This is a genomic window from Ralstonia sp. RL, assembly GCF_001683835.1.
Classification (GTDB): domain Bacteria; phylum Pseudomonadota; class Gammaproteobacteria; order Burkholderiales; family Burkholderiaceae; genus Ralstonia; species Ralstonia mannitolilytica.
Map to the genome: position 1 here is coordinate 36,730 of NZ_LWRX01000130.1, position 21,101 is coordinate 57,830.

Genomic DNA, 21,101 nt, shown 5'->3' on the forward strand with positions numbered 1-21,101 from the left:
TCCTGTCTGCGTGCACCCGAATGTGACGGAATGCACTGTCGCGCACGTGTGGCGCGCGGCGGCGGATTATGCAAAAAAGCGGGCATTTTACCCGCAGGCGACATTCCGCCCTTCTATCGCCGCAATGCAGACAGAAAATAGGACAATTCCCATCCGGTTGCTGGAACCGGAGGCGCAATCGTTACCCCGCAGCAAAATCTTCGAACAGCGGCTGCTGGCGCGCATGCGCGTCGGACTCATACAGCCGCACGCCCACCCCCAGCAGCCGCACAGGCATCCGGCGACGCTCGAAGCCCTGTGTCAGCAGCTTCGTGAACACTGGCAGCGACACCTGCGGTGCGATGCACTCCACCGTCGTGCCACGGAAATCGGCGAAGCGCATCTTGACGTAGGTCTTGTGGATCATGTTGCCGGCGCGGGCCCGCTCGACGCGCGCGGCCAGCTGTTCGACCAGAATCGCCAGTTCGCGCTGGCAATCGTCGAGCGTGCGCAGGTCGGTGGCGTAGGTTTCTTCCACGCTGACGGACTTGCGGATCTGCGAAGGTTGCACCTGCCGGTGGTCGATGCCGCGACACAGGTCATGCAAGCGAAATCCGAAGACGCCGAAATGCTGCTGCAGCCGGTCGGTGCCCCAGGCGCGCAGGTCGCCGCACGTCTCGGCACCGAGGCGGCGCAGCTTGGCCGCCGTCACCTTGCCCACGCCGAACAGGCGGTCCACAGGCAGCGCGGCCACAAAGGCGTCCACCTGCTCCGGCCGCACGACGAACAGGCCATCGGGCTTGTTCCAGTCGCTGGCGATCTTGGCGATGAACTTGTTGGGCGCAACGCCCGCCGACACGGTAATGCCGATCTCTTCGCGCACGCGGCGGCGGATGTCTTCAGCGATGCGGGTGCCGCTGCCGGCGAGCATCGGGCTGTCAGTCACATCAAGATAAGCCTCGTCGAGCGACAGCGGCTCGACCAGCGGCGTGTAGCTGTGATAGATGGCGAAGATCTGGCGCGCGACCTGGCGGTACTTCTCCATGGACGGCGGCACGATCAGCAAATCGGGACAACGCTTGACGGCCTGCGCCATGGGCATCGCCGAATGGATGCCGAACTTGCGTGCTTCGTAATTGCAAGTCGCGACCACGCCGCGCCGTTCCGGCCGCCCACCGACGGCCAGCGGCTTGCCGACGAGGCGCGGATCGTCGCGCATTTCGATGGCGGCGTAAAAACAATCGCAGTCGCAGTGGATGATCTTTCGCACGGCACAAGGCCAGAACCGGCTGCGGGAGGCGGCAGCGGCGTCGGGCTTGCTCGTTCAGGAGGAACGCAAGCGTATCAGCTTCCGCGGGTCGCGCACGCAACGCGGCGCAACAATGCATTTCGCCGATACTGCAACGCAACATCGGCGAATGAAGGGATCGGAAAAGCGGCTTAGCGGCCGATATCGTGCGCCACGGCGCCGAGTTCGTCATTCAGGGCGCGCTGCTCGTCGCCGGACAAGCCACCGCGATGCTGGCTGGCCATGTCGTTGGCTTCCTGGCGGATGCGGCGCAGGCGATCGCGCAGGCCATCCGCGCGATACGGATCGATGTAGCCCTCTGATTGGCGAACGTCGATGCGGTGGAATTCTTCTGCGAGGCGACCTTGCACCTGGTCGAAGCGCGCGCGCGGATCCACCGGTGCAGGTGCCGCGACCGGAACCGGCTCGCGCACCACCACCGTACGCGTGGGCTGCGGCGGCGCCACGACACAACCGGCCATGGAGGCCGCCAGGACTGCGCACAGGGTCAGACGCGGAAGAATCGACATGTTTGGGCTCGTATCGTCGTTGTAGAAACGCGCAGTTACGCGAGAACTGGCGCTTATCTTACGAACCGCTTCCCACAAAGCTGTGACGATTGGTAACAGCAGATTACGTCCGCAACATCTCCGGTGGCTCGACGGGCGGCGGGGGTTCATCGGGCGATGGCAGATCTGGTGGAATGCCCGGTGGCGACGGCTCGTCGGGCGGGGGAACGGTATGTGCGGGCAGCACGCAATTGACGGACATGGTTTCCCTCCGGGCAAAACGCATTGACAATCTAGTACGCGATTCCCATGCCAACAAGCCACCTCGCCCGCCTATGTACGACCTGCCCACCGCCCGCTTTCAAGACCGCACGCTCATCCGCATCGGTGAGTCGCACGCCAATGGGTCCATGCTGCTGCTGGCACCCGATGCCGGCGGGCGGCTCGTGCGCTGGCGCCATCGCGGCGAAGACATTCTCTTCTGGCCCGAGCCGGCCAATTGGTCGAACGCAGCCAAGGTCCGTGGCGGCAATCCGCTGCTGTTTCCCTTCATCGGCCGGCACTTCGCAGAAGGGGAGACCGGCCGCTGGCGCGACGCGCGCGGGCAACTTCACGCCCTGCCGCAACACGGTTTCGCACGCGACTTGCCGTTCGAGGTGGAAGACGCAAGCGACGCGCACATCGTTCTGTTGCTGCGCGACAGCCCCGAGACACGTCAAGGCTATCCGTTCGCCTTTGAGTTTCGCGTGACGTACCGGCTGATTGACGATGGGCTCGAGGCGACCTTCTCGGTCAAGCATCGGAACGAAGGTGACGCGCATGCCCCGATGCCTTTCTACGCCGGCCATCATTTCTACCTGGCGCTGCCGCATGCATTGCGCGGCGCGACCGAGCTGCTGATGCCGCCGGCACGGCTGTCACGCCAACTGCCCGATGGCAGTCTCGACCGCCCCGAGCCCGGGCGCAGGACTTACCAGCTCGACGACCCGGCGCTGCAAGACCGCTATCACCTGCTCGATGACGCTGGCGCTGCAACGCTGGTCATTCCGCCGCACGGCGAAGCGCCGCTTGGCCGCCGCATCCGCTTCGAGGTCGACGGCGCGCCGGTGCCCTGGCACGCCATCACCACGTGGACAGAAAACGCCACGTCTGACTTCTACTGCGTTGAACCGTGGATGGGCCTGCCCAACGCGATCCATCACGGCGAGGGCCTGCATCTGCTCGCCCCTGGCGAGACACGGCAGGCTACCTGCCGCCTGCGGATCGCGCGCTAGTGTGCGGCTCGGCGCTCAGGCGTTTTCATACGCCTGCACGGCGTCCATCACGCGTGCCGAATAGACCAGGGCCGCGCCGGCATTGAGCGAGATCGCCACGCTCAGCGCATACGCAATCTCGTCATGTGTCGCGCCATGCGTGAGCGCCTGCGCCGTGTGCACCGTGATACAGCCATCGCAGCGCGTGGTCACCGCCACGATCAGCTGACGCACACGCGCCAGAGCGTCGGAGAGATCGGCGCACGTGTGGGCTACCAATCCGAAGCCGCATTCAACAAGGCATTCCAACAGCAACTCGGAATGACGCCGGCAAGGTATCGGCGCGCAACCCACTAGTCACCGATGAGGTGCCTCTGTTATACTTTCAGGCTTCGGGGCGTAGCGCAGCCTGGTAGCGTACCTGCATGGGGTGCAGGTGGTCGGAGGTTCAAATCCTCTCGCCCCGACCAAAACAAAAGCCCGCGTAACGGATGACGTTACGCGGGCTTTTTCATGTCCGCCTATCCGGCGTCGGCGATGTGTGGGAAGGCGGTATCCGTCTACGGCTTGTCCGGCCGCAGCACATCGAGCACTGCCATCAGCGCCTGGCGCAATCCCTGCACATCGACTGAACCGCCGATGGCGGGCCGCTGTGGGGCGGCGACTTCCTTCTCCGGCGCTTCGGTCTCGGCCGGCGCTGCGCCATGCCGCAGTTCATCCAACCGGTTGCGCGCGCCGTTGATCGTGAAGCCCTGCTCATACAGCAGTTCACGAATCCGCCGGATCAGCAGCACTTCATGATGCTGGTAGTACCGGCGATTGCCGCGCCGCTTGACCGGCTTGAGCTGGGTGAATTCCTGCTCCCAATAGCGCAGCACGTGCGGCTTCACGGCGCACAGATCGCTGACCTCACCAATCGTGAAGTAGCGTTTGGCAGGAATGGGCGGCAGGTTGACCCGCTCCGTGTGTTTATCGGCGGCCATGAAGGGCTGGCGAAAGAAACGGAATGAAGGGAATTACGCAGCGCTCACCGGCAGCGGCTCGGCGCGCTCTTCGACAAGCGCCTTGAGCTTCTGGCTCGCATGGAACGTGACGACACGGCGTGCGGTGATCGGGATGATCTCGCCGGTCTTCGGATTGCGGCCGGGGCGCTGCGGCTTGTCGCGCAACTGGAAGTTGCCGAAGCCGGACAGCTTGACGCTGTCGCCTTGCTCGAGCGCCTCGCGAATCACGTCGAAGAACGCCTCGACCATGTCCTTCGACTCGCGCTTGTTCAGGCCGACCTGCTCGAACAGCATCTCGGCGAGTTCGGCCTTGGTGAGTGTCGGCACATCGTGGCCGCGCGCATCCCGCGTCTCGGCGAGTGCCGAAGAAGAACCGAGCGGGTCGCCCAGGGAAGCCGCCAACGCGGGCGCGTGTTGATCGTTCATAGATTCGCTTGCGTGATCGAGCTCGGATACAGAGGTTCGTTCGTGTCTGTAGCGCAGCGCGGACGTCAAAGACGTCAGGCGCGCAGGCGCGCGCCGAATGCATCGCCGGCCGCCCGAATCAGTTGCTGTGTGGCGGCCTCGACAATGTCGTCCTGGAGGGTGCTGTCAGTATCTTGCAACGTAATTCTGAAGGCAAGGCTTTTCTCCTGCGCGCCAATGGCCGCCGTCGCCGCTTTCGGGCGGAACTCATCGAACAGCACGACGCCCTGCAGATAACGCTGCCACGGGGTGCCAACCGCCGCCTTTTCGAACGTGTCGACCAGGTCCTGCACCGCCACATCCTGACGCACGACCAGCGCGATGTCGCGCGTCACGGCGGGCACGCGCGGCACTTCGCGATACGTCGGCAGACCGACGGCAGTGATGGCCTCCAACTCGAGTTCCCAGACCACGGGTGCGGTCGGCAGATCGTACTTCTGCAACCAGCGCGGATGCAGCTCGCCGATCCAGCCGATCGCGCGGCCATTCAGCACCACCCGTGCAGAGCGCCCCGGATGCAGCGCGGGATGCTCAGCGCGTTCAAAACGCGCCTGGAGCGGCCACAGCAGCGATTCGACATCGCCCTTCACGTCGAAGAAATCAACGCCGCGCGTCTGCACGCCCCACTGCTCTTCCTTCGCGGGGCCGTAGGCAATACCCCCGGCCATCATCGGCTGTGCATAGCCCGCCACCGACAGACCGCCATCCGCAACGCTGGCATCGCGATGGAACACGCGGCCGACTTCGAACATGCGCACGCGCGAAGCCTTGCGGTTCAGGTTGTAGCGCACCTTGTCGACGAGGCCGCCGATGAGCGTGCTGCGCATCACCGAATACTGACTGGCGATCGGGTTCAGCAGCGGAATCGGGTTGCTGTTGCCGGCGAAGTCGGTTTCCCAAGCGGTCTCGACGAAGGCGAAGTTGACGACTTCGTGATAGTCGCGCGCGGCCACGGCGTGACGCACATCATGCATCGTGCGCCGCGCTTCGTTGGTCGGGCGCATGGCGTTTTCGGCAACCGGCGGCTTGGCGGGAATCTGCTCGAAACCATAGATGCGCGCGACCTCCTCGATGAGGTCCTCCTCGATCTCGATGTCGAAGCGATACGACGGCGGCTCGACGATGAACACATCATCTTCCACGCTGAACGTGAGGCCCAGACGTTTGAACACATCGGCCACGACTTCATGCGAAAGGGCGATGCCCAGCACGCGCGCCGCCCGGGCCACGCGCATGCGCACCGGCTCGCGCTTGGGCAGGTTGACGATCTGGTCATCGATCGGGCCTGCCTGGCCGCCGCAGATCTCGAGGATCAGCGCGCTGATGCGCTCGATGTGTTCGACGGTGGTGGCATAGTCAACACCACGCTCGAAGCGGTGGCCGGCATCGGTCGAGAAGTTGTAGCGGCGCGCACGGCCCTGGATGGCTTCCGGCCACCAGAATGCGGCTTCGACGTAAATGTTCTGCGTGTCCAGCGTGACGGCGGTCTTGTCGCCGCCCATGATGCCGGCGAGGCTTTCGATGGCCTGCTCGTCGGCAATCACGCCGACCTTCTCATCGACGGTGATGGTCTCGCCGTTGAGCAGCTTCAGTTGTTCGCCAGCCTTGCCCCAGCGCACCGTCAGGCCGCCGTGGATCTTGTCCAGGTCGAACACGTGCGACGGACGGCCCAGCTCCAGCATCACGTAATTCGAAATATCGACCAGCGCCGACACGCTGCGCATGCCCGCGCGCTCGATGCGCGACACCATCCAGGCCGGCGTCTTCGCGTGCGCATTCACACCGCGGATGATGCGGCCCGAAAAACGACCGCACAGGTCCGGCGCCTCCACCTTGACCGGCAGCTTGTCCGCGAGCGTCACCGCCACGGGCGCCATCGACGGCACCGTGATGGGCGCGCCCGTCAGCGCGGACACCTCACGCGCCACGCCATGGATCGACAGGCAGTCGGCCTTGTTGGGCGTGAGCTTGATGACAAAGATCTGGTCGTCCAGATCGAGCACCTTGCGGATGTCCTCGCCCACCGGCGTGTCTTCCGGCAGGATCAGCAGACCGCCGTGGTCTTCCGACAGCTTCAGCTCGCGGGCAGAGCACAGCATGCCGTAGCTCTCCACGCCACGAAGCTTGCCGACCTTGATCTTGAACGGCTTGCCCTCTTCGCCCGGCGGCAGCTCGGCGCCCACCAGCGCACAGGGCACCTTGATGCCAACCGACACGTTCGGCGCACCGCAGACGATCTGCAGCAATTCGCCCGTGCCCGCATCGACCTTGCACACATTCAGGCGGTCGGCGTCCGGATGCTTGTTCACCTCCACTACATGGCCGACCACGATCTTCGTGAACGGCGGCGCGACAGGGTCGACCTCTTCCACTTCAAGACCCGCCATCGTCAGACGATGGGACAGTTCATCGGTGGTGATCGGCGGATTGACGAAACTGCGAAGCCAGGATTCCGGAAATTGCATGGCGCGACGAAAAGAAGAATTCGATGGACGGGGCGACGAGAATCAGCGAACGAGGTTTATGCGAACTGGCGCAGGAAACGCACGTCGCCCTCGAAGAACAGGCGCAGATCGTTGATGCCATAGCGCAGCATCGTCAGGCGCTCCAGGCCGGAGCCGAACGCGAAGCCGATGTAGCGCTCGGGGTCCAGGCCCATGTTGCGCACCACGGTCGGGTGCACCTGGCCGGAGCCGGAAATCTCCAGCCATTTACCGTTGCCGAATGCCATGTCGATCTCGGCCGACGGCTCGGTGAACGGGAAATACGACGGGCGGAAGCGCACCTGGATGTCGTCGCGCTCGAAGAAGTTGCGCAGGAAATCGGTATAGACGCCCTTCAGGTCGGCAAAGCTGATGTTGTCTGCAATCCAGAGGCCTTCGACCTGATGGAACATCGGCGAGTGTGTGGCGTCGCTGTCGACGCGGTACGTACGCCCCGGCGCAATGACCTTGATCGGCGGAATGCGGTCGAGGTGCTTGTACTTCTCGACGTGCATGCGGGCATAGCGCACCTGCATCGGGCTCGTATGGGTGCGCAGCAGCAGGAGCTTGTCTTCGCTGTCGCGACCGTCGATGTAGAACGTGTCCTGCATCGAGCGCGCCGGGTGGTTGTCCGGGTTGTTCAGCGCCGTGAAGTTCATCCAGTCGGATTCGATTTCAGGGCCGTCGGCCACATCGAAACCGATCGAACCGAAAATCTTGGCGACGCGCTCCCAAGTGTTCATCACCGGGTGCAGACTGCCCTCGGCCACGTCGCGGCCGGGCAGCGTCACATCGATGGCCTCGGCCGCGAGGCGGGCGTTCATGAGCGCATCGGCCAGGGCCTGCCGGCGCGCGTTCAACGCTTCTTCCACGCGGCTTTTCGCCTGGTTGATGCGCGCGCCTTCGGTCTTGCGCGTCTGCGGATCGAGCTTGCCGAGGCCCTTGAGCAAGTCGGTCAGCACGCCGGACTTGCCGAGAAAGCGCGCCTTCTCGTTTTCCAGCGAGGCGTTGTCCTGCACGGAGGCAAACGCGTTTTGGGCATCGGCGACGACTTGATCCAGATCCAGTGACATGGGAAGGCGAGCGAAAAGAATTCGGAGGATTCGGTCCGCGGAATGCGCGGAATAAAAAACGGGGCTCGGTGAGAGCCCCGTCAGGGTGACCAGCCGGCACGCTGCTGGGCAATTCCAGCGGCCTGCCCGGCCAATCCAATTCAGGCGACGTTGGCTTTCACCTGGTTCACGATGGCGGCAAATGCCACCTTGTCGTGAATGGCCATGTCCGACAGCACCTTGCGGTCCAGTTCGATGGACGCCTTCTTCAGGCCGTTCATGAACTTGCTGTAGGTCAGACCATGCTCGCGGGCGCCAGCGTTGATACGTGCAATCCAGAGGGCGCGGAACACGCGCTTCTTGTTGCGACGATCGCGGTAGGCGTACTGGCCAGCACGCATGACCGCCTGCTTGGCGATGCGATAGACGTTATTGCGGCGGCCGCGGTAACCCTTGGCAGCGTTGATAACCTTCTTGTGACGGGCCCGCGCTGTGACCCCACGTTTTACTCGAGGCATGGAATTCTCCTTTCGTAGTCAGGGGTTAGGCGTACGGCATCATTGCGCGAACGGACTTCAGGTTCGTCTCATGGACGCCCTCGGTACCGCGCAGGTGACGCTTGTTCTTGGTGGTCTTCTTGGTCAGGATGTGACGCTTGAAGGCTTGGCCACGTTTGATCGTGCCACCAGGACGGGCAGTAAAGCGCTTGGAGGCGCTTTTCTTCGTCTTCATCTTCGGCATGGAACAACTCCGTTTTTGACATGAAGCCAGGTGGACGGCTGGCGCCGACACTTGCATGACCCGGACTCACTTGTTGTATCGCGACGGGCTTTGCAGACCATCGCGTTTTCCGACGTTTCCGTCAGGAACCTGCTCAGCGCGGCCGGAATCGTCCAGCCGCCACTGCATTACTTTTTCTTCTTGGGCGCCAACATCATCACGGCCTGGCGACCTTCCATCTTCGGCATCTGTTCGACCTGACCGAATTCCTCCAGGTCAGTCTTCAGGCGCTCGAGCATGCGCATGCCGATTTCCTGGTGAGCCATTTCGCGGCCACGGAAACGCAGCGTGATCTTGGTGCGATCCCCGTCTTCCAGGAAGCGCTTCAGGTTGCGCAGCTTGACGTCGTAGTCACCATCGTCGGTACCCGGGCGGAATTTGACTTCCTTCACCTGGATGACCTTCTGCTTCAGCTTGGCCTCGTGGGCCTTCTTCTGCTCCTGATACTTGAACTTGCCATAGTCCATCAGGCGGCAGACTGGCGGCTGCGCAGTCGGCGCGATCTCGACCAGATCGACGTCCTTTTCTTCCGCCATGCGCAGAGCTTCCTGCAGCTTGACGATGCCGATCTGTTCCCCTTCAACCCCGGTCAGCCGGATTTCCGGCGCAGTGATTTCGCGGTTGATGCGGTGAGATTTATCGGTAGCGATGTTGAATGTCCTCAAAGAAGCAAAAAAACAAGCCGTGCCCAGCTCATGACTTGTTGGCGAGATCGTTCTGCAGTCGCTCAACGAACGCCGACAGCGGCATGGAGCCTAGATCGACGTTGCCACGGGCACGCACGGCCACCTGATTTTCATCCCGCTCTTTGTCGCCCACCACAACCTGGTAGGGGACCTTCTGCATGGAATGCTCGCGGATTTTATACCCAATCTTCTCGTTCCGCAAATCGACGATCGCCCTAAATCCTTGTTTTTGCAGGGATTGCACAACGGATTGTGCATACTCGGCGTGCGAATCGGTGATGGCGAGCACCGCCACCTGCACCGGCGAAAGCCAGGTCGGCAGCGCGCCGGCGTATTGCTCGATCAGGATACCGATGAAGCGCTCGAGGCTGCCGACGATGGCCCGGTGCAGCATGATCGGGCGGTGGCGCGCGCCATCCTCGCCGACGAACTCGGCGTCCAGGCGCTCCGGCAGGTTCGGGTCGACCTGGATCGTGCCGCATTGCCATTGCCGACCAAGTGCATCTTTGAGCACATATTCGATCTTCGGCCCATAGAACGCCCCTTCGCCGGGCAAATACTCGAACTCGCAGCCGGACGCACGCAGACCTTCAGCCAGGGCCGCCTCAGCACGGTCCCAGCTCTCGTCGGAGCCGATGCGCTTTTCAGGGCGCGTCGACAACTTGTACAGAATCTCGGTAAAGCCGAAATCCTTGTAGACCTTCTGCAGCAGCGTCGTGAAGGCCGTCACTTCGGACTGGATCATGTCTTCCGTGCAGAAGATATGGCCGTCGTCCTGCGTGAAGCCGCGCACGCGCATGATGCCGTGCAGGCCGCCCGAGGGCTCGTTGCGGTGGCACGCGCCGAACTCGCCGAAGCGCAGCGGCAGATCGCGGTAGCTCTTGATGCCCTGCTTGTAGATGAGGATGTGGCCGGGGCAGTTCATCGGCTTGAGCGCGTATTCGCGCTTTTCCGATTCCGTGATGAACATGTTCTCGCGGTACTTGTCCCAGTGGCCGGTCTTTTCCCACAGCGACTTGTCGAGAATCTGCGGCCCCTTCACTTCCTGGTAGCCGTTCTCGCGGTACACGCGGCGCATGTACTGCTCGACCTCCTGCCACAGCGTCCAGCCCTTGGGGTGCCAGAACACCGTGCCGGGCGAGTACTCGTCGATGTGGAACAGGTCGAGTTCGCGGCCGAGCTTGCGGTGGTCACGCTTTTCGGCCTCTTCCAGCATGTGCAGGTAGGCGTCCTGGTCCTCCTTCTTGGCCCAGGCCGTGCCGTAAATGCGTTGGAGCATCTCGTTGTTGTGGTCGCCGCGCCAATAGGCCCCGGCCACCTTCATGAGCTTGAAGACCTTCAGCTTGCCGGTGGACGGCACGTGCGGGCCGCGGCACAGGTCGACGAAGTTGCCCTCGCGGTACAGGCCGATTTCCTGATCCTCCGGGATCGACGCGATGATCTCGGCCTTGTACTTCTCGCCCATGCCTTCGAACAGCTTGATGGCGTCGTCGCGGCTCCAGACTTCACGCGTGACCTTCTCGTCCTTCTTGGCCAGCTCGGTCATCTTCTTTTCGATGGCGACGAGATCTTCCGGCGTGAAGGGACGCTTGTAGGCGAAGTCGTAGTAGAAGCCGTTTTCGATGACCGGACCGATCGTGACCTGTGCGTCGGGATACAGCTCCTTGACGGCGTAGGCTAGCAAGTGCGCGGTCGAATGGCGAATCACGTCGATGCCGTCGGCGTCCTTGTCGGTGATGATGGCCAGCTTGGCGTCGCGGTCGATGGTGTAGCTCGTGTCGACCAGCTGGCCGTCCACGCGGCCAGCCAATGCGGCCTTGGCCAGGCCCGCACCGATGCTCTGCGCCACTTCGGCGACCGTGACGGGGCCCGGAAACTCACGCCGGGAACCGTCCGGCAACGTGATTGCGATCATGCTTGCTCCTGTGAGTCACCGTCGCGCTTTTGAGGCTCGCGGCGGTCGTCATTCTGTGGTGCGCCTCGCCGGGTGGCGTGGCAGGTTATCGAATCGGCGCTTCGAAGCGCTTTCAGCCGGGTCGCCGCGCACGACACCAAAACGCGGACGAAAAAAAACGCGGCCAAGGCCGCGTTTTCATTTGCGCTGACTACCGCTTGGGCAGACCGCAAAGGGCGAAAACCGCACCTTGACTACTGTCGCTCCGAAGCGGTGGTAGTTCGCGGTGCCTGGATCATGTTTCGCCTTGTATGCAGTTGTACGGAACGAACCGAGGGATGACGGCTTGCACACCCTACCCGACGCGTCCTGCTAAATGCGTTGGTAGGCTCGATTGGACTCGAACCAACGACCCCCACCATGTCAAGGTGGTGCTCTAACCAGCTGAGCTACGAGCCTGCCGAAAGACGAAACTATACCATCACTTTCGCCGCGCTGACAATACCCCCGTAACTTCCTCGATTAATGTGAGGGCGCGCTGCAGTTGTGTGGCCTCCGCCACCTCGGCCGTGAACTGCATCTTGGCAACGCCCTTGCTCGAGAGCGTGCGCACGCCTGTCACGTTGATCTTCTCGCGCGAGAGGATTTCCGAGATATCGCGCAACAGCCCCTGGCGGTCCAGCGCCTCCACGTGGATATCGATCGGGTACACCGAATCGCTGCGCTGGCCCCACTCGGTCTGGATCACCCGCCCCGGCGCGCGTGCGGCGAGCTGCTGGAACGTCGCACAGCTCTGCCGGTGGATCGACACGCCCCGCCCGCGCGTGACAAACCCGACGATCGGGTCCGGCGGCGCGGGCTTGCAGCAGCGCGACATCTGCGTGAGCAGCGAATCCACGCCAACAACGAGCACCCCGCTCTTGGCGCCGCGCGCGACGCTGGTGGCCTTGCTCTTCTTGGTGATCGACGCCTCATCGTCCACCGGCGGAGGCGGCGGCGCGCCGTCGGAGCGCAGGACGGCCTCGACGCGGCGCAGGCTCAGCTCGTCCTTGGCGACAACGGCGTACAGGTCATCCGGCGACTTGAAGCCGAGCTTGGCCGCGAGGTCCTCCAGGTTGACCGCCGTCTTGCCTTCGCGCTGGAGCGTCTTGTCGATGAGTGCGCGGCCCTGCGCCAGCGTCTCTTCCAGCTCGAGCGCATTGAACCAGGCGCGCACCTTCGTCTTGGCGCGGCTGCTCACCAGATAGCGCAGCTCGGGGTTGAGCCAGTCACGTGACGGCCCGCCCTGCTTGACGGTGACGATCTCCACCGTCTGCCCGTTCTTGAGCGGCGTGTTCAGCGGCACCATGGCGCCATCGACGCGCGCGCCCCGGCAACGATGGCCCAGATCGCTGTGCAGGTAATACGCAAAGTCGACCGGCGTCGCGCCTTGCGGCAAGGCGATGACGCGGGCCTGCGGCGTCAGCACGTAGATGTGGTCGTCCAGCTCGGTGTGTTTGAGCTGCTCCCACGGAGAGTCTTCATGCGCGACGGTGTGCTCGGCATCATCCTTCCAGGCGAGGAGCTGGCGCAGCCAGGCGATCTTCTCGTCGTAGCGCTCGCTCGCTGAGAACTGGCCGGTGTAGCCCTTGCTGCCGGCCTCCTTGTAACGCCAGTGCGCGGCGACGCCGTACTCCGCAAAGTGATGCATCTCGCGCGTGCGGATCTGCACCTCCAGCGCGCGGCCGTCGTCGCCGATCACGACCGTGTGCAGCGACATGTAGCCGTTGGCCTTCGGGCGCGAGATGTAGTCATCGAACTCCTTCGGGATCGGCTGCCACATGTGGTGCACGAAGCCGAGCACCGTATAGCACTCCTTGATGTCGTCGACGATCACGCGAAACGCGCGCACGTCGTACAGGTCGGCAAAGTCGAGCTCCTTGCCGCGCATCTTCTTCCAGATGCTGTAGATGTGCTTGGGCCGGCCGCTCACCTCGGCCTGGATGCCCGCGTCGTGCAGTGTCTTCTGCAACTTCGCAATGGCCTCGCCAATGAACTTCTCGCGCTCGATGCGCTTTTCATCGAGCAGCCGCGCGATGCGCTTGTAGGTGTCGGGGTCTTCAAAGCGGAAGCCGAGGTCTTCGAGCTCCCACTTGAGTTGCCAGATGCCGAGGCGGTTGGCCAGCGGCGCGTAGACGTCGAGCGTCTCGCGTGCCATGCCGTCGGGCGCGGGGCGCTTGTTCTGCGCCAGCCAGCGCAACGACTGCAGCCGCGACGCCAGCCGGATCAGCACCACGCGGATGTCCTGCGCAAACGCGAGCAACATCTTGCGCAGCGCCTCGACCTGCGCCCGGCGCGCTTCGGCTTCATTCTTGCGCGTGATGCTGGCATCGTTGGGGCTGACGACGCCCGCGATTGCGCCGATGCGCAGCAACTGCCGCACATCGTGCACGAGCTTGGCCACCTCGGCGCCGAATGCGGGCTCGAGCGTTTTTTCGCCGTCCACGGCCAGTGTGGGCAACAGGAACAGCGCGGCCGCCTGCAGCGACGGCGTATCGACACGCAGCGCCTCGAGTACGGCAATGGTGCCGCGCGCGTGCGACTCCAGCGGCTCGCCGGTGAGCGTCACATGATCGCCCGCGTTGGCCGCCAGGTATTCGATCGCCCGTGCAACCTGTTCTGCCGCCGAGGTTGCCACCTGCCCGGCCGCCTCGGCCGGCCGGTCGGTCTTGTTCTCCATGATGCGTCCTGCTGTGACGCGACGGGCTCAGGTCTTCTGTGCAGCCGTCACGACGATTTCGATGCGGTACTTCGGGTTGGCCAGCGCGGCCTGCACCGTGGCGCGCGGCGGCGAATTCTTGGAATCGGCGGCGACCCACTGGTCCCAGACCTTATTCATCTCGCCAATCTCGGTGATGTCCTTCAGGAAGATCTGGCACATCAGGATGCGTGTCTTGTCGCTACCATTGGCGGCCAGCACGCGGTCGATGATGGCGAGCACCTCGGCCGTCTGCTCAGCGATGCCGGCGTCCAGCGTGGTCTCCGGCACCTGGCCGGCCACATAGACGACGCCGTTGAAAACCGCGGCGTCGGAATAGCGATGCTCGACGTTGTAACGCTTCAGTTCAGTGCTCATCTTGCAAATCGAATCGGGTTCAGACAAACGGTCATTGACCGAGGAAGAACTTGCGGGCGATCGCCACCTGGTCCGGCTGGATGAAGGTGGGCGCATGCCCGACGTCGGGAATCTCCACCGTGTTCACGTGCTTTCCGCGCTGCATCATGGCTTCGACGGTTTCGCGCGTGAGCAGGTCGGACTGCGCGCCGCGCACGACCATCACGTCACCCGGAATCGCCTCGAACAGCTTCCACAGCATGGCCTCGCCGGCGGCGATCATCTCGGGCGTCGTGCTCTTGAACGCCTCGGCCAGGCGCGGATCGTAGTGCAGGATCCATTCGCCGCCCTGTGGCTTGAGAATCGCGGCATTGAGTTCGCGCCATTGCTCCGGCGAGTGCGGCCCGAACGACGCGCTGATGGTCTTCAGATACGCCAGCCCTTCGTCGAACGTCTTGAAGCGGACGTTCAGACCAAGGTAGTCGCCAATGCGCGCCAACGACGACTCGGTCACACGCGGCCCCACATCGTTCAGAAGCAGCTTGCGGATCGGCGAGTTCGGCAGGCCCGCGAGGCCCATGCCGATCAGCCCGCCCATCGACGTGCCGAACCAGTCAACCGATTCGACATTGAGCCGCGCCAGCAACGTCACCATGTCGGATACGTACTGCGGCAGCACGTAGCCTTTGGGATCGGCCAGCCAATCGGAACGCCCGCGCCCCACCACGTCGGGGCAGATGACGCGATAGTCGTTGCACAGCGCCCGCGCCAGCACGTCGAAATCGCGGCCGGTGCGCGTCAGGCCGTGCACGCACACCAGCACGCGCGGATTCTGCTGGTCGCCCCACTCGTGATACGCCATCCGGTGCAAGCCAGACGGGCTCAGGCACTGCACGAAAGCAAGGCGCGGCAAAACGGCCATGGACAACTCCTACACATGAACGGCTGGAGAACAAGGCCCGATTGTACGCGGCCCGGCGAGCATGCGGCGGCGCAACAGCGCATGCGGTCGCGGGCAACAAAAAAGCCTCGCCGCGGCGAGGCTTCTTGAACGCACCAGAACGCTTATTGCGCGACCCAGCCGCCATCCATGTTCCAGGCCACGCCGCGCACCTGTTCGGCCGCGTCGCTGCAGAGGAACACCGCCAGCGCGCCGAGCTGGTCGGGCGTGACGAACTCGCCCGAGGGCTGCTTTTCCATCAGCAGCTCCTTCTTGGCCTGCAGCGCAGGGATGCCCTCCTTCTCTGCACGCGCGTCGATCTGCTTCTGCACCAGCGGTGTCAGCACCCAGCCCGGGCAGATCGCGTTGGAGGTGATGCCGGTCTGGGCCGTCTCCAACGCCACCGACTTGGTCAAGCCGACAATGCCGTGCTTGGCCGCCACGTATGCAGACTTCTGCGCCGACGCCACCAGGCCATGCGCCGAAGCGATGTTGATGATGCGCCCCCAGTTCTTGCGCTTCATGCCCGGGATGGCCAGCCGTGTGGTGTGGAACGCCGAGCTCAGGTTGATGGCGATGATGGCGTCCCAGCGCTCGACCGGGAAATCCTCCACGTTGGCCACGTACTGGATGCCGGCGTTGTTGACCAGGATGTCCACGCCGCCGAACTCGGCTTCGGCATAGGCGAACATCGCTTCGATCTCGGCCGGCTTGCTCATGTCGGCGCCGTGATAGCCGATGCGGATGGCGTTCTTGCCTGCAGACGCGATCTGGGCCTTGGGCGCTTCCACATCGCCAAAGCCGTTCATGATGATGTTGGCACCCTGCGCGGCCAGCGCGCAGGCGATGCCCAGGCCGATCCCGCTGGTCGAGCCCGTGACGAGTGCGGTTTTTCCTTGCAGCATCGTGGTCTCCGGATTACAGCAGGTTCACGCCGGTCTTGGCCTGGATCTCTTCGCGCGACACGCCCGGCGCGGTTTCCACCAGGCGCAGGCCCTGCTCCGTCACGTCGATGACGCCCAGGTCCGTAATGATGCGATCGACCACGCCCACGCCGGTCAGCGGCAAGGTGCACTTGGGCAGGATCTTCAGGTCTTCGGTGCCGTCCTTCTTCTTGGCGGTGTGCTCCATTAGCACGATCACGCGCTTGACACCCGCCACGAGGTCCATCGCGCCGCCCATGCCCTTGACCATCTTGCCCGGGATCATCCAGTTGGCGAGATCGCCCGTTTCGCTGACCTGCATCGCGCCGAGAATCGACAGATTGATCTTGCCGCCGCGGATCATCGCAAAGCTCTGGTCGCTGCCGAAGATGGCGCTGCCGGGCAGCGTGGTCACGGTCTGCTTGCCGGCGTTGATGAGGTCGGCGTCGACTTCGTCTTCGGTGGGGAACGGACCGATGCCGAGCATGCCGTTTTCGCTCTGCAGCCAGACTTCCTTGTCGCCGGTATGGTTGGCAACCAGCGTCGGGATGCCGATGCCGAGGTTCACGTAGAAGCCGTCTTGCAGTTCCTGGGCAGCGCGTGCCGCCATTTGGTCTTGGGTCCAGGCCATGTCGGTCTCCTTAGTTGGCTGCGCGGATGGTGCGCTTCTCGATGCGCTTCTCGGGCGTGGCATTCAGCACGATGCGGTGCACGTAGATGCCAGGCAGGTGGATGTCGTCCGGCGCAAGCTCGCCCAATTCCACGATCTTTTCAACTTCGACGATGCAGATCTTGCCGGCCGTGGCCGCAGCGGGGTTGAAGTTGCGTGCGGTCAGGTTGAAGCGCAGATTGCCGGACTTGTCGGCCACGGCCGCCTTGACCAGCGACACATCCGGCACGAGCGAGCGCTCCATGACGTAGGTCTCGCCGTCGAACTCGCGCAGCTCCTTGCCCTCGGCCACGATCGTGCCGACACCGGTCTTGGTAAAGAACGCCGGGATGCCCGCACCGCCAGCGCGCAACTTTTCGGCCAGCGTCCCCTGCGGCGTGAATTCGAGCTCGAGTTCACCGGCCAGGTACTGGCGCTCGAACTCCTTGTTCTCGCCCACGTAGGACGAAATCATTTTCTTGATCTGGCGGGTTTCCAGCAGCAGGCCGAGGCCAAAACCATCGACGCCCGCGTTGTTCGAGATGCAGGTCAGATTCTTGACGCCCGAGTCGCGCAGCGCGGCGATCAGCGCTTCCGGAATGCCGCACAGGCCGAAGCCGCCCACGGCGATGGTCTGGCCGTCCTTGACGACGCCCGCGAGCGCCTCATTGGCGCTGGCGAAGATTTTGTTCATGCGTGCTTCTCCTTGGTGGTCCAACACATCCGGCAGGGTTTTGACCGATCGCCCAGTTGGGGTTTGTGCGATGCAGCGCCGGAAAATAGTAACGATACAATCTGGCGAGAATACGCAAGCGTCGCGCGACGCAGCAATACGTACGAATACATATGCCCGCTCTCGACTATCAGACTGCATTCCAGCTTGCCCCGGTGGGCATGGTGATGTCCCGCGAGCGCGTCATGCTCGATGTCAACGACGAGGCCGCGCGCATCTTCGGCCACGCGCGCACGGCGATGATCGGGCAATCGTTTGAGCTGCTCTATCCGACACACGATGAATACGAGCGCACCGGCGCGCGCATCATCCCGGTCATGAACGCGCGCGGCAGCTATTCAGACGAGCGCATCATGAAGCGCGCCAACGGCGAGCTGTTCTGGTGCCACGTCACGGGCCGCGCGCTCGATCGCGCCAAGCCGCTGGGCGAAGGCATCTGGACCTTCGAGGATCTTTCCTCGCACCGCCCCGTCACCGCGGCCCTGACGCCACGCGAACGCGACATCGCCGCGCAGCTGGTGGAAGGGAAAACCAGCAAGCAGATCGGCAAGCAGCTGGAGATCAGCCCGCGCACGGTGGAAATCTACCGCGCGCGCCTGATGAAGAAGTACGCCGCCAACACGTCGCTGGAGCTCGTGCAGCGGCTGATGGGGCACTGAGCGGGCCGCTCAGACCATGCCGTCGTCCGCGTTGATGACGGCGCCGTTGATGAAGTCAGACTGGTCGGACGCCAGCAGCAGAATCAGCCCATCCAGGTCTTCCGGCTTGCCAACGCGCTTGCGCGGCAGCATCTGCACGAGCTTCTGCCCGGCCTCGGTTTCCCAGTGGTGATGGTTGATCTCGGTATCGATATAGCCCGGGCAGATGGCGTTGGTGTTGATGCCGTAGCGGCCCCACTCCAGCGCCATGGCGCGGGTCATGTGGACCACGGCGGCCTTGCTCATGCAGTACACACCGATCTGCGACAGCACCTTCAGCCCCGCCACGGAGGCGATGTTGACGATGCGCGATTGCGGCAGCGGCGAGCCGTTCTTCTCCGCTCCCTTGGCCCGCGCGATCATGCGCTTGGCCGTTTCCTGCGCCACGAAGAAGGCGCCGCGCGTGTTGGTGTCGAAGATGAAATCGAAATCGTCGGGCGTCACGTCCACCATCCGCTGCGTGGTCGAAACGCCCGAATTGTTGACGAGGATGTCGATCGTGCCGGCTTCGGTCTCGGCGTGTGCAATGGCCGCGCGGATACTGTCCGGATCCGTCACGTCCAGGCGGACGACGTGGGCGCTGCCGCCCTTGGATTCGATGTCGGCGCGCAGCTCCTTCAACCGCTCCACGCGGCGCGACGCCAGCACGACCTTGGCGCCGGCTGCGGCTAGCGTGTGCGCAAAGCGCGCTCCCAGGCCACTCGACGCGCCGGTGATCAGCGCAACCTTGCCTTCCAGATTGATCGACAAACCCATGATGCGTGATCCCCGTCTGTTGGTTTGCATGCGCCGGACCTGATGAATCGGCGGGCCGGCAATGTGATTTGCGCGCAGCTTAGCAAAAATCGAACGATCGTTCAGAAATTTCTCTTGCCGCATCCGGGCGCCTCCCGGACAATGCGGAAAATTCTAATGCAGCAATCCGTCATACCAATAAGCAAACGCCCCTAACTGTCCCCAAGCAGCGAAGAGACACCTATGAACCAGCAGCAGCTCCTCGAACAATACGGCCCGCGAGAGTCCATGGAGTATGACGTCGTGATCGTCGGCGGCGGCCCTGCCGGCCTGGCGACCGCGATCCGCATCAAGCAACTGGCCGCCGGGACGGGCAAGGATGTGTCCGTCGTCGTGCTGGAAAAGGGTTCGGAGCCGGGTGCCCACATCCTGTCGGGCGCCGTGATGGACCCACGTGCCATCACCGAACTGCTGCCCAACTGGAAAGCCGATGGCGCCCCGCTGAACCAGCCGGTCACGGGCGACGACGTGCTCTTCCTGAGCGAAACCGACGCCAAGCGTACGCCCGATTGGCTCGTGCCGCGCAACTTCCACAACGATGGCTGCTACGTGATCTCGCTGTCGAACGTGGTCAAGTGGATGGCAACGCAGGCCGAGGCGCTCGGCGTGGAGATCTTCCCCGGCTTTGCCGCCGCTGAAGTCCTGTACGACGACAACGGCGCCGTGCGCGGCGTCGCCACCGGCAACATGGGCATCGGCAAAGACGGCGAGCCGACCGAGAACTTCCAGCTGGGCATGGAGCTGCTCGGCAAGTACACGATCTTCGCCGAGGGCGCGCGCGGTCACCTGGGCCGCCAGCTGCTGGAGAAATTCAAGCTCAACGCCGGCAAAGACCCGCAGACCTTCGCCATCGGCATCAAGGAGCTCTGGGAAATCGACCCGGCCAAGGCCAAGCCCGGCCTCGTCGTCCACACCGCCGGCTGGCCGATCGAAGACGATACCTTCGGCGGCGGCTTCCTGTACCACCTGGAAGACAACAAGGTCACGCTGGGCTTCGTCATCGGCCTTGACTACAAGAACCCGTGGATGAGCCCGTTCGAAGAAATGCAGCGATGGAAGACCCATCCGGCCATCCGCGCGCACATCGAAGGTGGCAAGCGCATCGGGTACGGCGCTCGCGCCATCAACAACGGCACGCCGCAGGCTCTGCCCAAGACGGTATTCCCGGGCGGCGCGCTGGTTGGCTGCGACGCTGGTTACCTGAATGCCGCACGCATCAAGGGCAGCCACGCGGCCATCAAGAGCGGCATGCTCTGCGGCGACGCCGTATTCGAAGCCGTGACCGCCGGCCGTTCGGGCGATGAGCTGTCGGCCTACCCGGCCGCGTTCGAGAAGAGCTGGCTGAAGGAAGAACTCGACCAGTCGCGCAACTTCAAGCTGTGGTTCAAGAAGAGCCCGACGCTGGGCAAGATCATGACCGGCATCGAGCAATGGCTGCTGCCCAAGATCGGCGTCGCCAGCCCGCCGTGGACGCTGCACGGCACGAAGTCGGACAACCAGTCGCTCAAGCCTGCCTCGGAGTGCGAGAAGATCGTGTATCCGAAACCGGACGGCAAGATCACGTTCGACCGCCTGTCGTCGGTGTTCATCTCCAACACCAACCACGAAGAGAACCAGCCCGCGCACCTGACGCTGAAGGACCCGACCGTTCCGACGCGCATCAACCTGCCGGAGTTTGCAGGCCCCGAGCAACGCTACTGCCCGGCTGGCGTGTACGAGTTCGTCAAGAACGACGAAGGCGTGGAGCGCCTGCAGATCAACGCGCAGAACTGCGTGCACTGCAAGACCTGCGACATCAAGGACCCGACGCAGAATATCGTGTGGGTGACGCCGGAAGGCGGTGGCGGCCCGAACTACGTCGGGATGTAAAGAAGGA

The 21,101-nt window shown here is 63.6% G+C and carries 22 protein-coding genes and 2 tRNA genes; 5 read left to right on the top strand and 19 right to left on the bottom strand.

Features of this window, described 5'->3' with window-relative positions:
• Positions 1 to 181: 181 nt before the first annotated feature.
• The gene (dinB, locus tag A6M56_RS11930; RefSeq protein ID WP_045786984.1) at positions 182 to 1,249 is read right to left on the bottom strand and encodes a DNA polymerase IV; all 1,068 of its coding nucleotides are present in this window, start codon (positions 1,247 to 1,249) and stop codon (positions 182 to 184) included.
• 170 nt (positions 1,250 to 1,419) lie between these two features.
• Complete coding sequence (locus A6M56_RS11935) at positions 1,420 to 1,797, bottom strand: hypothetical protein (protein ID WP_045786985.1); 378 nt, start codon at positions 1,795 to 1,797, stop codon at positions 1,420 to 1,422.
• Positions 1,798 to 2,111: 314 nt separating this feature from the next.
• Between A6M56_RS11935 and A6M56_RS11940 the strand changes: the two genes are divergently transcribed.
• Positions 2,112 to 3,050, top strand: a complete 939-nt coding sequence (locus A6M56_RS11940) for an aldose epimerase family protein (protein WP_045786986.1) — start codon at positions 2,112 to 2,114, stop codon at positions 3,048 to 3,050.
• A 15-nt stretch (positions 3,051 to 3,065) separates the two neighbouring features.
• Here the strand turns inward: A6M56_RS11940 and A6M56_RS11945 are convergent, their stop codons facing one another.
• Positions 3,066 to 3,308, bottom strand: a complete 243-nt coding sequence (locus tag A6M56_RS11945) for a carboxymuconolactone decarboxylase family protein (protein WP_373271734.1) — start codon at positions 3,306 to 3,308, stop codon at positions 3,066 to 3,068.
• Here A6M56_RS11945 and A6M56_RS11950 point away from each other — a divergent pair.
• Entirely contained in the window at positions 3,297 to 3,386 is a 90-nt protein-coding gene (locus tag A6M56_RS11950) for an AraC family transcriptional regulator (RefSeq protein ID WP_233902577.1), read from the top strand. The genes A6M56_RS11945 and A6M56_RS11950 overlap by 12 nt on opposite strands.
• A 36-nt stretch (positions 3,387 to 3,422) precedes the next feature.
• Positions 3,423 to 3,499, top strand: a tRNA-Pro gene (locus tag A6M56_RS11955).
• Between the two features lie 90 nt (positions 3,500 to 3,589).
• Here the strand turns inward: A6M56_RS11955 and A6M56_RS11960 are convergent.
• The 15 genes from A6M56_RS11960 to A6M56_RS12030 all read right to left on the bottom strand — a co-directional run bounded on the left by A6M56_RS11960 (position 3,590) and on the right by A6M56_RS12030 (position 17,693).
• The gene (locus A6M56_RS11960) at positions 3,590 to 4,012 is read right to left on the bottom strand and encodes a MerR family transcriptional regulator (protein WP_062738477.1); all 423 of its coding nucleotides are present in this window, start codon (positions 4,010 to 4,012) and stop codon (positions 3,590 to 3,592) included.
• Positions 4,013 to 4,045: 33 nt separating this feature from the next.
• Positions 4,046 to 4,459, bottom strand: a complete 414-nt coding sequence (locus tag A6M56_RS11965; protein ID WP_045786988.1) for an integration host factor subunit alpha — start codon at positions 4,457 to 4,459, stop codon at positions 4,046 to 4,048.
• Between the two features lie 74 nt (positions 4,460 to 4,533).
• Positions 4,534 to 6,963 (bottom strand): phenylalanine--tRNA ligase subunit beta, encoded by a 2,430-nt coding sequence (pheT, locus tag A6M56_RS11970; protein WP_102079856.1) that lies wholly within the window; start codon positions 6,961 to 6,963, stop codon positions 4,534 to 4,536.
• A 56-nt stretch (positions 6,964 to 7,019) separates the two neighbouring features.
• Positions 7,020 to 8,054, bottom strand: a complete 1,035-nt coding sequence (gene pheS / locus A6M56_RS11975; protein WP_045786990.1) for a phenylalanine--tRNA ligase subunit alpha — start codon at positions 8,052 to 8,054, stop codon at positions 7,020 to 7,022.
• Between the two features lie 140 nt (positions 8,055 to 8,194).
• Entirely contained in the window at positions 8,195 to 8,551 is a 357-nt protein-coding gene (gene rplT, locus A6M56_RS11980; RefSeq protein WP_039597500.1) for a 50S ribosomal protein L20, read from the bottom strand.
• A gap of 25 nt (positions 8,552 to 8,576) precedes the next feature.
• Complete coding sequence (gene rpmI, locus A6M56_RS11985; RefSeq protein WP_004636003.1) at positions 8,577 to 8,774, bottom strand: 50S ribosomal protein L35; 198 nt, start codon at positions 8,772 to 8,774, stop codon at positions 8,577 to 8,579.
• A 167-nt stretch (positions 8,775 to 8,941) separates the two neighbouring features.
• Positions 8,942 to 9,478: a translation initiation factor IF-3 gene (infC, locus tag A6M56_RS11990; protein WP_082062890.1), complete on the bottom strand. Its 537-nt coding sequence runs from the start codon at positions 9,476 to 9,478 to the stop codon at positions 8,942 to 8,944.
• A 28-nt stretch (positions 9,479 to 9,506) separates the two neighbouring features.
• Positions 9,507 to 11,414, bottom strand: coding sequence for a threonine--tRNA ligase (gene thrS, locus A6M56_RS11995; RefSeq protein WP_102079857.1), 1,908 nt, complete (start codon positions 11,412 to 11,414; stop codon positions 9,507 to 9,509).
• A gap of 361 nt (positions 11,415 to 11,775) precedes the next feature.
• Positions 11,776 to 11,852 (bottom strand) — tRNA-Val (locus A6M56_RS12000).
• Positions 11,853 to 11,874: 22 nt separating this feature from the next.
• Positions 11,875 to 14,112: a RelA/SpoT family protein gene (locus A6M56_RS12005; RefSeq protein WP_102079858.1), complete on the bottom strand. Its 2,238-nt coding sequence runs from the start codon at positions 14,110 to 14,112 to the stop codon at positions 11,875 to 11,877.
• A 27-nt stretch (positions 14,113 to 14,139) separates the two neighbouring features.
• On the bottom strand, positions 14,140 to 14,508 hold the full coding sequence (locus tag A6M56_RS12010; RefSeq protein WP_045786993.1) for a RidA family protein: 369 nt from the start codon (positions 14,506 to 14,508) through the stop codon (positions 14,140 to 14,142).
• 31 nt (positions 14,509 to 14,539) lie between these two features.
• Entirely contained in the window at positions 14,540 to 15,409 is an 870-nt protein-coding gene (phaZc, locus tag A6M56_RS12015) for a 3-hydroxybutyrate-oligomer hydrolase PhaZc (RefSeq protein WP_045786994.1), read from the bottom strand.
• Between the two features lie 143 nt (positions 15,410 to 15,552).
• Positions 15,553 to 16,332, bottom strand: coding sequence for a 3-hydroxybutyrate dehydrogenase (locus tag A6M56_RS12020; RefSeq protein ID WP_045786995.1), 780 nt, complete (start codon positions 16,330 to 16,332; stop codon positions 15,553 to 15,555).
• 13 nt (positions 16,333 to 16,345) lie between these two features.
• Entirely contained in the window at positions 16,346 to 16,981 is a 636-nt protein-coding gene (locus tag A6M56_RS12025) for a 3-oxoacid CoA-transferase subunit B (RefSeq protein WP_045786996.1), read from the bottom strand.
• A 10-nt stretch (positions 16,982 to 16,991) separates the two neighbouring features.
• Positions 16,992 to 17,693: a CoA transferase subunit A gene (locus A6M56_RS12030; protein WP_045786997.1), complete on the bottom strand. Its 702-nt coding sequence runs from the start codon at positions 17,691 to 17,693 to the stop codon at positions 16,992 to 16,994.
• Between the two features lie 152 nt (positions 17,694 to 17,845).
• Here A6M56_RS12030 and A6M56_RS12035 point away from each other — a divergent pair, with 152 nt between their 5' ends.
• Positions 17,846 to 18,391, top strand: a complete 546-nt coding sequence (locus A6M56_RS12035) for a LuxR C-terminal-related transcriptional regulator (protein WP_045786998.1) — start codon at positions 17,846 to 17,848, stop codon at positions 18,389 to 18,391.
• A 9-nt stretch (positions 18,392 to 18,400) separates the two neighbouring features.
• On the opposite strand, the gene A6M56_RS12040 is transcribed toward A6M56_RS12035, so the two are convergent.
• Positions 18,401 to 19,186, bottom strand: coding sequence for an SDR family oxidoreductase (locus tag A6M56_RS12040; RefSeq protein WP_045787874.1), 786 nt, complete (start codon positions 19,184 to 19,186; stop codon positions 18,401 to 18,403).
• A 222-nt stretch (positions 19,187 to 19,408) separates the two neighbouring features.
• On the opposite strand from A6M56_RS12040, the gene A6M56_RS12045 reads away from it, so the two are divergent.
• Positions 19,409 to 21,094, top strand: a complete 1,686-nt coding sequence (locus A6M56_RS12045) for an electron transfer flavoprotein-ubiquinone oxidoreductase (RefSeq protein WP_045786999.1) — start codon at positions 19,409 to 19,411, stop codon at positions 21,092 to 21,094.
• The last annotated feature ends 7 nt before the right edge of the window (positions 21,095 to 21,101 follow it).